We start from the raw sequence: 14,581 nt of genomic DNA on the forward strand, positions 1-14,581 counted from the left end.
CTAAAGCAGCGCATACCGGGGTATCGAAGGGAGAACTGGCGCTTGGTTCTATCGACAGTACGCAATATCGATCAATGTTTAGACCCATGACGCCCGATTTCCAGACTTGAGCAGAGGTTCCTTAAGCAGATGGCCATCAATATGGAGGAAGTGAATTCTGTTGCAGTCATTACACGTCTAGACTTAGCCGCGGCCGCTGCGGAGTTCGGTAAGAAGCAGAAAGAAACATACGACACAATCAAAGAAAAGACCGAGCTGGCTGAACGTTTCCTCACTATGGCGAACGAAGTTCGCTATTCGCGCCTCATCACAATACTAGCATTGGGCACACCCCAACAAGGACTGGCAGAATGCGTGCGGAGATACGGCGGGGGAGGAATGGACTTCGATGCATGCGTAAGGTCGGCCCAAGGTAACATCGCCTTAGATATTAAAGCCCTTGAGCAATTTACGGCGTACATCAACGATTTCGATGTAATGAAGTGTATTCATGCCACGGAGCGTGTGAAGGCCGTTTTGAAATCAAATTAGTAGCAGATGCAACAGAAATCGTAACTGAATAGAGATTACGTCGAAATTCTGTTGCGCTTGACACTATTGCTTTTTGGAAATAATGGGCGGTATGATGACGCTATTACAATAGCCAAGGGTGACGATGGTTGACCTAACCGATGACCTCCTCAACATAGGAAAACGCAAGTGTGTTCGATACGCGAATGAAGGCGGTCGCGTTATCGAGCAACGGGAACACGAAGTCGTGGGAATGTGGGAAAGATTCAACAGGGATTTTCGGCCGGATTCCGCACTGTTTGTGGACGGAACATGTATTCACCGAGGCGCTTTCACTAAAGAGCAATGCATGGAAATAGAGGCTGGCCTGAAAACGGCTCCGCTCGATGCAGGAGACCGTTCCGAGAAAGACCTGCTTTCTGCTGTCCAATAGAGAATCGACGGTCCCCTTGGGTAGGGGACCGTACTACAAGCAGCTGGTCGAACTAGGTTAGAAACGCCAACTGAAAACGTGGTTACCAGGATGTCTGATGCGGCGGAATGAGGCATCCGACAGCGCCCGATCAATATAAGATGGCCCGTCTTCAAAGGGTAGGCGCTTTGGCGCCCCCATTTCAAGCATCTGCCGCATTGCATAAGCGGCTCCGCTTTCCCCCGGCGGATCTTCGATATTGCTCTCTCTGATACCACACGGCCGTCCCTTGATACCACTAGCGTGCGGGGCGAGGCGCGACCTTCGTACGTGGCGTTGAGCGCTTTATAGACCGTGCCGGCGTGGCCAGGCTTGATCATATCGCCTTGAGCCGAGTACCTCGCTATGGGGTCCGTATACGAGATTACCCCTGCTAAGTGGCCAAGCGCCGTCCTAAGGAGCCGGAAGGCCCTCGCGACAAACCATGATTCCGCATTGAAGCCAAGAAGTGCGTCGTCTAATAGAACGAGTCGTCCAAGTTCAACGCCCATTTTATGATCGCAATCCAAGTACTTCGGTATCGCTGCGCTTTGCATCGGAACTGAAAATACCGCCACGCCTCCTAGGTATTCCCTCGCGTAAGCAGGCTTAACCATGAGGCCGGCCCTGAAGCGTGCCACAGGGTAGCTAGAGGAGTAGTGATGGCGCAAGACAAAGTCCTTGGCCATTTTCTCTGGGATTGCAACCACCTCCGTCCTGGACGGATTAAATGCCGAAGCAGGAAGTACAAAAGAGTCACGCCGGTTATTCCACCTCTGGGAACCAGCAGAGCCAGTTATCCAATCAAGGGGTAGTTGCTTCATGATGAATGCTCCATAGGTTGTCGGAGCAGCCACCGATGCGGGCGTGCTCCGCATCAAGTGTCAGATAGGGTTCGAAGTGCTTCTACAGCAGAACCGCGATGTTGTGCCGGCCCAAGGTAATACTAGGCCGGGAGCCGATCCGTTAGGACGAAGGAAGTTGGGCAGCTTGTTGATACGTTAGCAGCCTTGGGTCGCGCCAAAGGGACGCATGGAGCTAGACAACAGGTGCTATTGAAGTGCACCGAAGCACGCCGCCTCCTAGTTCGCCAGGCGCCGCACAGGTAGAGCAACACACCGGGATTACCCGGTGTGATAGCTCTGTGCTCAGTTGAGCGATTTCGTTGGTTACTGCTTCTCGACGATGCGTGCCTCGCTACCGTTCAGGACGACGAGCACGGAATCGCCGGCAGAATATGAACCGCTGCCTTCCTCCTGGACGATCGCTCGACGCGTATGGTCAGGAAGGTAGACGATGATTTCTTCTGCTGTTGATGTGCCTGCTACCGATCCAATCAGTCCACCTGTGAGTGCGCCGACCATCCCTGCAACAAGACTCGTGTTGCCATTGCTGTTGCGAGCTAACACCACTCCAGTCAAGCCACCGATACCGGATGCAAGGGAGGTGAAGCCCGAACCGCTGGCAACTTTGACCTTACGGACTTGGACAACTGTTGCTTCAACTACGGTGCTCGTGGTCATCGCTTCGTTACGCGTATACCTGTCAGGATTGCCGCGCTGGCCAATGATCTGAGTACCGCAACCAATCAGAACGAGTGCAGTGAAGAGCAGTGTGATTGCAGATTTGAATTTCATGAGGATTCCCCTTAGTGTCCCGCATAGCGGTAGTTAAAAAGGAGAGAAGCCGTATGACGGCTTTCCTACAGAGGTTGTAGGAAAGCCAGAGCAGGACCGAGTCCTCCAGCGCCGAAGCGCCGGAGGAAAGGTCACAGTTTGCGGAGGTTCATTTCTTTCGCAGGTGCCAAATTGGCCATACCCTTGAAGATATCAGGAGTTGGTAATTGCTCAGGTTGCGGTTTTTCCCTACGACCTTCTGCGATCTTTGTAGGTGCTTTGACCGCTTTCTTGCCCAGCCACGCGACCAGGAAGACCACAATGCGGACCATTACGACAGCTCCAACAATACAACCGCCGATGATCGATCCGATCACGAATACTACGAAATCTTCCGATGCCGATTGCTGGTTTTGCTTTTTCATGGTGGTTCTCCCTTAGAATCCCGCATAGCGGTAGTTGAAAAGGGGAGAAGCCTGCGACAGGCTTTCCGGCGCGCTGCGCTGGAAAACCGAATAGGTCTGTTGTGTCTGGTGCAGCGCTCCGGAGAGATCGCATGCATCGCGGGGCTCGGAATGACAACTTCTCGGGATGACCCGATACTTTGGCATAACGATCGCGAGTGAATTGTCGTACTGCGTACCGCTGAGCGGTGATAGCGAGACTATAGCGCACTTTGCATGGAATGCAAATAATTCGACGCGTACTGGAAGGTACTGTGTTCTGCTTCAAGAAGGATGAATACACCTCCCAGCAGTGCTGGGAGGTAAGTCTGCATTAAACGGTGTTGTAGGCTCGGCGGTCGATGGCCATGCGATGCATGCTGCGTAGTGCTGCATGTGTATCACATTGGCCTGCGTCCCAGAGGCTGAGGGCTTCATTCGCGAGTTGATCGGGATGCGTACAAGCTATCTTGCATTCGACCTTCGCGACGGTGCAGTCACAGATCGCTGCGCATTGTGTTACGGAGAGATCATTAGTGGTCCAGGTAATTTTTGCGATTTGTTTTTTCATTGTTGTTGCATTCATGTTCTGTTACGCGGCGCGCATCAGCAGATTTTTGTAATGTTCATTCCACATGTCGTTGAAGTCAGATCCCTCGTAGGCCGGTGAGCGTCGTTCACAGGTGATGCCCCGTTCCTTCAACTTCTGCTCTAACTGTTTTGCGAAGTGCTCCCCGGGTCTATACCCTCTTGCCTGGTCAACATGGTCGTAATCTTCGAAGATAATGACCCTGTCGAACATCCCGTCCGGGATATCGGCGACGGCAAGGTTTTGGCAGTTGAGAAGCGACCAGACATTGATACGGTACCGGTACGCGGTTGCAATAGCCCAACCTGTTTCGATGCCTTCACAAACGCCAAGAGTCCGACTGTCAGGAATGTTCGTTAGCCTGATAGCCGCACCACGCAACTTCCTAATACCCGGCATCTGCTTTTTCACCACTGCAAAAGGCGCCTTGGCACCGGCCGGCGTGAGGTAGGTACGATGCAGCGTGATTGGCTTTCCTGTGCCATCTACGACCCGCGCCAGCATCGTTGGATAGTACCCCCGGCTGACATACTCGTCTTTGTCATTCAGCTCCAGAAACTTCATCCCCGGGTGGAAACGTACGTCACGGCCAAGATACTTCAGGTCGCTCCCACGAACTCTCATTTGCAGGTACCTCGCGACAGGATCACGTGGCGCCAAGCTACGAGCTTTGGTCCAGGCCGCCACAAGGAACTGGCGGTTGGCATCGGCTTCCTCGGGTGTAATCTCGTCATCCAGCTTGATCGGTGCGACCGGTGCATGGCCGCATTTAAGACCTGTAATATGTTCTAGCTGGACAAAGATTTCCCGATCAGAGTGGCCCGTGAATTTTTGCAGAAAGGAGAAGCCGTTTCCGGCGCCACAGTGGTTGCACCACCAGGTTCCTTTTCCATCCTTATTGTCGAACCGGAAACGATCACGATTGCTGCGCTTTCCAGTACTCGTTACGATACCGGAACATGCCGGCAATGGGCAAGGCCCATGTCTTTTAGAGAGGTATCGTCTATCTACGCCAAAGCGCGGTAAGACGGCTAACCAATCTATTTTTGTTAGATCAAGTCCCATTTCACCTCCTTGCCAGAAACTGGCGTTGAAAAAAGGCTCAGGCACTCGTAACGACGAGGCTTTCGTGATACCTACGTATCAAGAAAACCGGGACGGTTGCGCTTCCGAAGAAGCGCACCGCATAAGGGATGTGCAGCGATCGCATGCGGCGGCAGGAGTCGTTACACGAGACCACTCCAGCAGGATATTTAGGTCACTAGGAAGATGTCATCAGATTGCCCATGCTCGTCTGGAGGCAAAGGGCGCAAATGGGATGTCATCATCTAGCATGCCGGCACCCGAAGGCTCCGGTTGGCGGGATGGTTGTTGTTGGGACGAACTACGTTGCGTCGGCGCGGTGCGTGTCGTGCCGTGGCGCGGTGCCGGTGTAGCGGAACCGTAGTCGTCATCGTAGCCAGGGTTACCGCCGTTGCGGCTGCCAAGCATCTGCATCGTGTCGGCTATGATCTCAGTCGTATAGCGCTCGACGCCCTCCTTATCAGTCCACTTCCGGGTTTGGAGACGGCCTTCAATGTAGATCTGGCTTCCCTTTTTAAGATATTGCGAAGCGATCTCGGCTAGCTTGCGATAGAGCGTGATTCTGTGCCATTCGGTCAGCTCACGCTTCTCCCCACTTTGTTTGTCCTTCCAGCTCTCTGTAGTGGCGACCGCAATATTGGTCACCATATCTCCATTAGGCATAGCTCGCGACTCGGGATCACGGCCGAGGTTGCCGACGATAATGCATTTATTGACGGATGCCATATGTCACTCCTAGATTGATTTAGCTAATGATGTCTATTGAATATTCGTTTCGATGCCGTTCTTCGACACGGCCCGCGGTTTCGACCTCAAACTTTATTCGCCCCAATAACTGCAGACGGATCAATTGGCCACAAGCCAGGTCATACTTTTCGGCCAGTTCAGCCAAATGCTCCCCGTAGAACTCTTTCTCCAGAAAATCTCCTTCTGATCGTAACTTCACCAAAAAGGTGGAGTAGGGTGGACTGCCATCGCGGCCCGGTCGAGTCGTCTCGCCAATCTCAATAATGTGTCCGGTGAAGGGCCTGTTCTTCGAGTAGTTAGCCGTGGTCGTTTCAGTGACCGACTTCCGAGCAAGGCGCTTCGTAGGACTGGCGTTCCGTTTGGTGGCCAGGCTGCGCGACGGGTCTCGCCCGCTGGATGGGGCCGAGTGGTTTGCCTGGTGTGAATCCGTAATTGCTTCCACGCGAGTTGAATCGGTTGTGAAACCTTTCTCGCGTACGAATGCGATCGCGCTATCCATCCCAAAAGGAGCACACCGTGCGTCTGCAATGGAAGGGGTGAATAGAACCTCCTTCACGAAGCCATTCTTCCTCGCAACGATGCGGATTACCTTCGCTTTGTAATGATGATAGAAGCAGACCTTAAGCGTCCCGAACATCTGACTGTGTACACGGTCAGCGACGGTATAGCAAGCTGACGCAAAGGGCGGAGGCAGGTCGACCGCCTCGGGGACAGCGACTTCTTTTTCTATTCGTTTTGGCTTGCTTTTAGAGGACATCACCACGCGCTTGGCAACGTCCCATATCTTGAATGGTGCGATAAGAAAGGCTTCTATCTTATCTTCGGCACTATTGCTCATCTTCTTCTCCCAATTGCCATGGAATGGCGATAAAAAGGAGTGAGCTGATCGACTCAGCTTTCCGGTGTGGCCACAGGAAAGCAGTAAGTTGGTATGCAAGATTCCTTGCCTGTGTAATCGTGCACAGAGCAGAGAGTTTGCTGGGGCAGTTTAGCCGAGTTGGCTAAGAGCTGAATTTCTAGTATGACCGCTGCGCGGAGTTCGAGGTTATGGAAACCTGTTGGCAACTATACCCTATGTGATGTCGGGAACGCAAGCAAAGCGGCCGCCTTACCCGTCTACTCGATATAACTGCTAATCGACTTGGTATCTGCCTGAACCCCAAAGGGTTCAGGCCAATACTTACTGGTTCTGGATTAGTTCAAAGGCCGTCAAGCAGCGATACGGAACATGTCGTCCTGAAAGGCTGCCGCCGTTTCTTTGTCTTTCCATGCGCCTTGTGCTGCGGCGGGCAATTCCACGTACGGGATCGATCGCCCTACGAGGTCATCGATATCGTAATTTAGGGTTAGCCCGAGCCGGTCCTTGAAGGCGGTGCGTCGGAGTGCCTCGTCATGTGATGAAACCTGCGAATGGTGCAACTTGATTGCTCCGTATTGTAGATACCATTTGTAGGCGAAGGTGACGTCTCCCGGCAGCGTGCATCTGTCGTAGTATCGAATCAAGCTATCAAGCTCAAACTCAGAGATCATGAAGGCCGATTCCCGGTCTACAGAGAACGTCTGCTCAGTCGGTACATCCCATGCCGACTGTCCATTGTTTAATGTCTTGATCTCGTAACTGCATCCGGACCCCTCTGTCATGGCTTCGTAGTAAGGATCACGCATACCTGTCCACGCCGATGCTGGCGAAGAGCTGTCCCATTCATCACCTACATAAAGAAACTTCGGTGTGGGCCACTGCGTCGGCCTCGCTGTTTCCACCGTTGGAATATCGTAGCGGACACCCCTCATGAAAATATCGCGATAATCCGCCCATATCGAAAATGGTCGAGCGACCCCGTTCATCGACTGTAGCGCATCCACGGCGATCATCATCTCCATTGGGAGCAGAACGAATTTTCTTTGTTCCCATGCCCGTTCGGCACGCTTCATTTCGTCATAGTCTAACTGAAGCATGAAGCGGGTAAGCATCCGTAGCATCTTTGGATGATAGGTATCAGGCTCAATGCAGACGAATCCCTCTTTGATGGTACGACCGACCCAGTGGCGGAGCGTGTAGTCAAACCGGGTCGCACGTATGAACTTATTGAGCTGATTCAAACCTCGCGCGTAGGCGTACTGATCATCGTAGTCGATCATGTTCTCCAAGCTCTTGTCAACGGCTTGCTGACAGACATAACACCCTAGGCGGGATCCGCAGCCACCTTTCTTCTGCTTTCCTTCCAGGAGGGAATCGGATACTACTGCGCATGAAGTACCCCCGGAATGTGCGTAGATGCGCAAGGTTTCCGCGAAGTCAGAGAACGTATCGAGCAAACCGGATGCACACATACCGATATATTCCCAAACGTCATCCGTCTGCCAAAAGGCGATCGGACTTAAAACGAGGTCGCCCGAAGCGTTTCGAGTAGGATCGAGCGCACTTTCACCGCGTTTTTTCATCTTCTGCGCGCGACGTTGTGATTCATCCAGCCTTGTACCGAGGATGGTGACCGGTTCGGGTAGGTTCTCGCTTCTGAGTTCCTTGAAAAGCCGATTGCGATAAGCTATTTGCGGGTAAATTTTGAGGTCTACTGAGCAGTTTGTATTTCAGCCCGGCCAACTCGGCAGGGCACGCCCGCTCAGGATGCTGACCTGCTACGTCGAAGCGAGGTTCGGCGTGACGATCTCCGAAAGAAAGCGGATGTTATTGGCCTGTGCAAAGGCCGCCATCTTCCTGAGCTCTCTCGCATAATGCCTTTCGACCTCTGGATTTTCCACTTGCGTATTGCTGGTTGAGGCAATGACGAAAGGCCTATGGCCCTTTATTGCAGCCTGCTTTGCTGCCGTCAGTACCAGGTTAGCGACCGTCGAACTGTCCTTACCACCGCTAAAGGGAATGACACAAGGGATTGATTGGGCGAAGAGCGCGGCTATGGTGGCCAGCGCTCGCTCGATCAAAGTTTCGATTGGAACGGATACGGCCGGCTCTTGGAAAAAGAGCGGCAGGGTTTGCATTGACATAGTTTCTCCTTAATTGCCGCGATGCGGCGTGATAAAGGAGGCAGGTCGTCACGACCTTCCCGATGCTGAGTGCATCGGGAAAGCGGTTAGCTTTCCCATGGTTTATAGCGTCGTCACATCGATAATGTGATCAGCCATTTCCCATAATTCAGGTGTTTGCGAGATAAAGTACTCCCGCGCGTACCCTCCGCGTGCAAGAACAGCACGCTTCATTTGCATGAATTGGCGCTTTCGATCCGAATCAAGGGCACCATCGGCTTCATCGGTGAACAAGGTATGGAACTGTACGCCTTGTGATTCTCCGACATACAAGGCGATTGCCCTTGTGAGGCACTCGTTGACCCATGTACGTTCGCCTGGTGACATGTCCTTCAAAGATTTCTCGTCTCCCGTATGCTGGTCGCGCACGGTAACTTCGAATGTTTCCTTGAGACCGCCGGCTTGTGTTGCAGTTTGTGTATCGATACGGATTGCGAAACGGGCGTCGTAGCTTTCCCGAAGCAGATCGTTACATAGAGTGGCGATCTCTGGACCGGCGTCGTCAATGGACAAGGCAATCAAACCATCATTCCCAAGGCCTTTCTCGAGTAATTTCCAGCTTGCAATTTCATCGCTGATTCGAGCTGCTTCCACTTTCGTGGCTTCCAGCTTCTCAAGAGTCATCCGTAAGGTATCGATGGTTGCTAACAATGTTACTTTTTCATTAGCGATTCCCTGCAGACGGACCCTTACTGACTCTACGTTCGTACCGGCGACCTGGACAGTTCGGCGTGCGCCAGCCAGTTCGAATTCCGTCACCGGTGCGCTAAGTTGCGCCAGCCTCGCCTTCAACGCAGTTACTTCTGTAGCCGCTGCAGTGTCGAGTCGTGTGACTTCACTTCCAAGGGCACTGCGTAGTTCCGTCACCTTTTCCATATAGCCATTGAGAAGCGCTTCCGTTTCAGCCTTATAGATGGCGAATTGCTGCTTCGACTCCTCAAGTACCGGGAGACGTTGGGCAGCTTCCTCTAGCATCGAGCTCATACCGGACAGCCGACTCAGTTCACTGATTCGGTTTGCTAGGTTGATACGGCGCTTTGACAGGTTCCCAAGCTTAGCTTCCAAGTCGTCGAGGGCGTTCAGTTCTTCCTGTCTGCCTTCGATGTTCGTGCGAAGCGTACGATACTGTGCCCGCATATCCACCAGTACGGATTCCTGCTGTTTGATATCCTCGCGTGCCTTGTGGGCGTTTTCCAGCAATGGACATCCCTGCTGAAGCTGGGAACCCGAGCATGGCACCTTTTCGATCAGTAACGACGTTTCCTTTAGCCGGGCGATTGCCTCGATCTTGCCGTTTGCCGTGGTATGGATGCGCGTCTGAGCCTCTACATCAGCCTGCATAGACAGACGCAGCGGGCGTAGCTCGGCCAGTCTGCCCTGGAGAAGGACGGTCTCGGTGTCGATACCTGCCAGTTCCTGCTGCAAAGCTGGGAGTTCGATGCATGCACCCCGAATGGTTTCGCCTTGTGCAACCACCGCTGCTAACCGTCGCATCTCTTCTTCATTTTGCGATCGAAGCAATATCGCTTTGGCGAGGTCAACCTCGGCTTTCTGTCGATCAGTGGTCAACCGGGCAATCTCAGCGTCAGTATTACGCGTTGCGTTCGCCTTCAGCGTGTCGGCGTTCTCGAGGCTCTTTGCGATTTGCTGGCCAATGAAGGAGCGCTGCTCTTCATCTTTTGCCTGCGCATCCCGTTTTGCCTCTAGCAGTGCCAGCGCTTTCCGCTGTTCATCCAGATTAGCCAACGCGGCCTGCTCGCATGCTTGCTCTTCCTGCATCCGCGTTTCTAGCTGACGTAGCTGGTGACGCGCCGCCTCGATGTCCGCCTCTGCTCCACGCGCTTGCGCAAGCCTGTCCTGCAGGCTTTCGAGATGCACACGGAGATGCTTACCCACAGTGCCCGCCTTTACGGACAACGTACGTAAATCCTCGTGTTCCAGGATAGAGGCTAACAGCGCCTTGACCTCGGAGTTGCCATATGCTGAGATCGATTTTCTGCACTGTGCCGAGAAGGCCGAGGTAAAGAACGTCTCGGGGATACCGAGGATCGTATCGACACAGCGGTCATAGGTATCGGTCTTGCCGTCCGACAAGGTTCCGTCATTGAGCCGGGCTGGCTCCCACTTACTGATTGCCGGTTCCCACACAAACAAGAAGCAATCTGACTTGCGGGTTTTGGCTGTGGACTTGAATGCGATGGAAGTCATATAGCGACGTCCCCCATGTTCCCATTCCAAGTCCTTCCTCGCGGCCGGCATACAGAGGTGATCCCAATAGGAGAATCCGGTGGGGCCCAGTGTTGTAGACCGGGATGGCATTACGCGATATGGATGAAGGTTGTCCAGTATCGTTGTCTTACCGTTTCCATTCGGACCTACCAAGGCGACAAGTTGGGCATCTGCCGGAATGGTAGTGAGGTCGATGGTAAGCGAATCTTTACCGCGACCCGAGCGGATGCCGGTGAATCCTTCAAGTGTTAATTTCAATGGTCTCATTTGCTCCCCTTACCGCGTAGCGGTGATAAAAATGGAGAGACCGCCTTTGGCAGCTTTCGGATCGCACCCCGATCCGAAAACTATTGGAAGGAACCCCGAACATAAAGTTCGAGGTCCGTTCGTCAGAAGTGATTAGCGACGTAGACCGCTGCCCATAAGCCTAAAAGGCCACAGACAGCCATCAGGCCGTAATTGGTTTTCCGTGAGCGTCGCTTCGCGGTCGAATGGATTCCTGCGGTTAGCAGGGCGACAGCGACAGGCGCCGGGAAGATTTGTGTGAGCAGTTGTACGGGAGTTGGCTCCAGAGTAGGTGGCAGCATAGCGATCAAGCAGGTCAACAGGACGGCAAACGACCAATTGAAAGCCATGAAAAATCGATAAGGATGGATTTTCGCGTACATGAGGATTCTCCTATAGTCCCGCATAGCGGTAGTGATAAAGGAGGGGCCTGGCAGTGGGCTTTCGACTGTCAATAACAACAAAAAGCCAGCGGATGTCGTTCGGGCGCCTGGAATGCTCGGAGTTTTGGAGAAACCTGGGAGGCCAGAGGCCTGCCCAGGAGGTGGAAATGGCTAACCAGTCCAACCTAGTGAAGCGGACGGCTCACGCCGCCAGTTTCAGTTCGAGTGGTTCCGCTCGAACGATTTGCGAAGCGATGTCTTCCGGATCCATGGTTTGCAGCAGTTGAAGCCTGTCTGTCAAACCGGCCGCGGAAGTATCGGTCACTTCGCACCATTTGGTAAAGCGACCGATGATGGAAGGCATTCGCGAAATCCCGGCACAACGTTGGCGCTGCACCGATAATATTTCACCAACGATCTTCACCTCGGCGCAGCTGCCTAGAATCTGCTTGATGGCGTTGCGATCGACGGTCTTCGCATATTCTTCGTCGACCTTGTAGGTCACCCGGACATAAGCTCCGGCACAATCTTTGGCGACTGTTGCTATCTCATCCAGGTTTGGAATCCCCATGAATTCGATATCGATCATTCTTCGTGATGGAGTCACGACGGCATCGAAGTCGGCAAAACCCGGCTGTACAGTCCAAAGCAGGTAGTGCTTTTCACCGATCTCACCGTAATGAAACCGCCCGATTGAGCCCGGGTACGCGATGACCTGATGGTTGCCATCAAAGTCGCGTCGCCACGCCTGATGCTTATGAATATGGCCAAGCATGCAAGCGTCCGCTCCGGAAGAGAAAAGGGCACCTGCCGTGAACTCGTGATCTAGTCCAGCCATCGGGACACCGGTTTCATTCATGGAGCCGTCTACAGTTCCGTGGGAAGTGAGCACGGTAGGAATGCCAAGACGGCGATAGGCCGAGTTGGACTCGTGAAAGTGGCCCAGCAAGGCCGCAAGATGCTCGCCCATTTCAGCACTTGCGTTCTCGGCACCAACCATCAATGCAAGATCGGCTTTGTTCACCGTAGGCATACATGTCACAACCAATTTGAAGTTGTGATTGATGTCCGACGTATCCGAGAGCTTCCACTGACGCTCGTCGGTGAGGCCAATCTGACCGATGCGGTCTGCAATTGCGATGGGATGTTTAGCACCGATAAGTTCCAGCATGCGTAACATGCCGAACGGCTCGTGAGAGAAAGTGCCCTGTAGCATCAATACAGGGCAATGGTCGGCCAGTCTCTTGATCTGCCGCGCTAGTGCCAATAGGGCGGGAGAATGAGCATCGAGGCGATGGTCGGTGCTATCACCGGAGATGATGGCGACGTCGGCATTCTTCCGAATCGCATCGTCAACAGCGAAGCCAAAGCAGCGATCTGCTTCTGCCAGATTTTCTGGGCAGTAATGCAGGTCGCTCATATGAGCAATTTGCATGGGATTCCTTTTTAGTCGATATCCGGGTCGAGAACGTTGTCTTCGTCCAGATTGGCGCTATTGCTTCGATCGTTTCCGTCACCTCTGGTCGCGCCCAAGAACGTGAAGAGAACGAGAAGCAGAATAGATGTGGTTAGCATGTGGTCTCCTTCCCAGGGCACGTAGCCTTGGGACGTTAGATGGAGAGTAGCGGCGGGAGGGTAATACCGAGGAAGCCAATCGCGGCTAGTGGAGATCCCAGCCGGAGAGGTTAACGTACTCTGCCAATCTGAGTTCGCAGTCCTTGGCGTGGCGGAAGCTAAGCAGTTTGGTGAGCAGCTTCAACACCATCTTCAAGTCCGTTCGCATATTGCGTGCCGTGATGCGGCGTACAGCCTCGTGGTCCAAGCCGATCTCGTTGCAGACCCACTCGAAAGGCATAACGGCGCCATCGGGGTTGAGGTCGAACATCCAGATTAGCGCGTCCTGTTTTCGATGTTCCGGACTCAGGCCATGCTCATCAGGCTGAGCCGATAGATCCCCTAACAGGTCAAGCTCGGTGCTGGTCGTACCCGCCAGGTCAACACAGAGCATGCGCCACATGCGTTTGGCTACGTTAGTCTCCGGTGGATCATATGGATTTGCTTCGATATCGGGAACCGGATCCTCTTCTTCATCGGCATCAGGCTCTGCCGACCTCCGTGGAAGGGATGCGTGTGGCCTTGTCGCCTTTGCAACTAGCTTGCTACGTACACGCTTTGGTATGCAAACGGTGCCGGTTGAAACAGGCGGACGTGGTGGCTCCAGGGCATAGCCAAAGAGATCTTCGGTTACTGGAGCGGTTTGTATTGGTTGATTTGCGAGATACATGATTCCTCCGTCTAATGCCGCAAGGGCGGCGTATTTAAGAGGACGTCCAACGTGGGATTGGCTTTCAATGAAAGCGAATCCGACCGATGCAGCTGTAAGTGACCTTGCGTGTGCGAAAGCCTGCGTTACACTGGCGCCATCACATCAACAAGCGGAAAACAGCAAATGGCAGATATCAGTGCATTACCTGAAGGTGAGTTTGAAGAGTTTGTTCGCAAACTGGAGGCAGGGGAGGGAGGCAATAAACCGTCAGAAACCCGCATGGCAGTGATTCTCTCGGACGCGATGCGCACCGATGACCCCCAGCAAAAGGCGCAGCTGTATGTTGAACTGGCAAACATGGCACTTACGATGGCCGACACAACCTTGGGAGTCCAAGGAAGTGTCGCCACGAGTGTCCAGTTAAGGATTCACTAAGTTAGCTCAGCAGAGTGAGCTTTGCTTGGTTTTTGACGGTTTCGACGAGCCGGAAAACACGGTCGTTTTCGATGCAAGGCTCATTCTCGATTTCTGCGATTTCGTCCAAAATCTGTTGAGCGGTTTTGCGATTTTTAGCAGAGTTCATCAGCGCCGCCCAAAATTCCGACTCAAGGACAGGAAAGACGGAAAAGCGCTGAGCTTCTGTGTTTTTCAGGTTAGCGAGGCGGCGCGAGTGTGCGGCTTTTGCAGCTTGATTCAGAACTTTCATTGTAATTTCTCCTTGGAATCCCGCAGGGCGGTGGTTAAAAAGGAGAGAAGCCGAATCCGGCTTTCCAATGCTGAGCATGGGAAAACCTATGTAAAGCTTGAGTGCTAGTGGGTCATTTGGCAACCAGGTCGGCTTAAGTATTGTTGCAACTTACTGGCTCGGCGTCGTATAGGACGCTGAGTAAAGGCTCCCGATCCACCTACGGCATGTTGCCGTCGCCGATAGCGCATC

The 14,581-nt window shown here is 53.2% G+C and carries 16 protein-coding genes; 2 read left to right on the forward strand and 14 right to left on the reverse strand.

Features of this window, described 5'->3' with window-relative positions; translation table 11 throughout:
* The first annotated feature begins 129 nt into the window (after nt 1-129).
* Nucleotides 130-531 carry a hypothetical protein gene (locus IGW03_RS35360; protein ID WP_194727085.1) on the forward strand — a complete coding sequence of 134 codons (402 nt, stop codon included), beginning with the start codon at nt 130-132 and terminating at the stop codon, nt 529-531.
* 297 nt (nt 532-828) lie between these two features.
* Here the strand turns inward: IGW03_RS35360 and IGW03_RS39410 are convergent, their stop codons facing one another.
* From IGW03_RS39410 to IGW03_RS35415, 13 genes are all read right to left on the reverse strand, one after another.
* A complete protein-coding gene (locus tag IGW03_RS39410) occupies nt 829-1,839 on the reverse strand; it encodes a Mom family adenine methylcarbamoylation protein (protein WP_500048348.1) in 1,011 nt (336 codons plus the stop codon).
* A 291-nt stretch (nt 1,840-2,130) separates the two neighbouring features.
* The gene (locus IGW03_RS35365) at nt 2,131-2,598 is read right to left on the reverse strand and encodes an outer membrane lipoprotein (RefSeq protein WP_194727086.1); all 468 of its coding nucleotides are present in this window, start codon (nt 2,596-2,598) and stop codon (nt 2,131-2,133) included.
* Nucleotides 2,599-2,729: 131 nt separating this feature from the next.
* Nucleotides 2,730-3,002, reverse strand: coding sequence for a hypothetical protein (locus tag IGW03_RS35370; RefSeq protein WP_194727087.1), 273 nt, complete (start codon nt 3,000-3,002; stop codon nt 2,730-2,732).
* A 352-nt stretch (nt 3,003-3,354) separates the two neighbouring features.
* Entirely contained in the window at nt 3,355-3,591 is a 237-nt protein-coding gene (locus IGW03_RS35375; RefSeq protein WP_194727088.1) for a hypothetical protein, read from the reverse strand.
* Nucleotides 3,592-3,612: 21 nt separating this feature from the next.
* Nucleotides 3,613-4,674: a DUF7146 domain-containing protein gene (locus IGW03_RS35380; protein ID WP_194727089.1), complete on the reverse strand. Its 1,062-nt coding sequence runs from the start codon at nt 4,672-4,674 to the stop codon at nt 3,613-3,615.
* Nucleotides 4,675-4,884: 210 nt separating this feature from the next.
* The gene (gene ssb, locus IGW03_RS35385; RefSeq protein WP_194727090.1) at nt 4,885-5,418 is read right to left on the reverse strand and encodes a single-stranded DNA-binding protein; all 534 of its coding nucleotides are present in this window, start codon (nt 5,416-5,418) and stop codon (nt 4,885-4,887) included.
* A 19-nt stretch (nt 5,419-5,437) separates the two neighbouring features.
* Complete coding sequence (locus tag IGW03_RS35390) at nt 5,438-6,277, reverse strand: hypothetical protein (protein ID WP_194727091.1); 840 nt, start codon at nt 6,275-6,277, stop codon at nt 5,438-5,440.
* A 371-nt stretch (nt 6,278-6,648) separates the two neighbouring features.
* Nucleotides 6,649-7,881: a 3'-phosphoadenosine 5'-phosphosulfate sulfotransferase gene (locus IGW03_RS35395; RefSeq protein ID WP_323745065.1), complete on the reverse strand. Its 1,233-nt coding sequence runs from the start codon at nt 7,879-7,881 to the stop codon at nt 6,649-6,651.
* Between the two features lie 195 nt (nt 7,882-8,076).
* Complete coding sequence (locus IGW03_RS38990) at nt 8,077-8,442, reverse strand: adenine nucleotide alpha hydrolase family protein (RefSeq protein ID WP_323745066.1); 366 nt, start codon at nt 8,440-8,442, stop codon at nt 8,077-8,079.
* Nucleotides 8,443-8,544: 102 nt separating this feature from the next.
* On the reverse strand, nt 8,545-10,977 hold the full coding sequence (locus IGW03_RS35400) for a hypothetical protein (RefSeq protein WP_194727092.1): 2,433 nt from the start codon (nt 10,975-10,977) through the stop codon (nt 8,545-8,547).
* Nucleotides 10,978-11,099: 122 nt separating this feature from the next.
* On the reverse strand, nt 11,100-11,378 hold the full coding sequence (locus tag IGW03_RS35405; protein WP_194727093.1) for a hypothetical protein: 279 nt from the start codon (nt 11,376-11,378) through the stop codon (nt 11,100-11,102).
* Between the two features lie 202 nt (nt 11,379-11,580).
* Nucleotides 11,581-12,813 (reverse strand): metallophosphoesterase family protein, encoded by a 1,233-nt coding sequence (locus IGW03_RS35410; protein ID WP_228536298.1) that lies wholly within the window; start codon nt 12,811-12,813, stop codon nt 11,581-11,583.
* A 225-nt stretch (nt 12,814-13,038) separates the two neighbouring features.
* Entirely contained in the window at nt 13,039-13,662 is a 624-nt protein-coding gene (locus tag IGW03_RS35415) for a hypothetical protein (RefSeq protein ID WP_194727094.1), read from the reverse strand.
* A 165-nt stretch (nt 13,663-13,827) separates the two neighbouring features.
* On the opposite strand from IGW03_RS35415, the gene IGW03_RS35420 reads away from it, so the two are divergent.
* On the forward strand, nt 13,828-14,079 hold the full coding sequence (locus IGW03_RS35420; protein WP_194727095.1) for a hypothetical protein: 252 nt from the start codon (nt 13,828-13,830) through the stop codon (nt 14,077-14,079).
* 1 nt (nt 14,080) lies between these two features.
* Here IGW03_RS35420 and IGW03_RS35425 read toward each other — a convergent pair whose 3' ends face one another.
* Nucleotides 14,081-14,350 (reverse strand): hypothetical protein, encoded by a 270-nt coding sequence (locus tag IGW03_RS35425; RefSeq protein ID WP_194727096.1) that lies wholly within the window; start codon nt 14,348-14,350, stop codon nt 14,081-14,083.
* Between the last annotated feature and the right edge of the window lie 231 nt (nt 14,351-14,581).

Source organism: Noviherbaspirillum malthae (genome assembly GCF_015352985.1).
Lineage (GTDB): Bacteria > Pseudomonadota > Gammaproteobacteria > Burkholderiales > Burkholderiaceae_D > Noviherbaspirillum > Noviherbaspirillum malthae.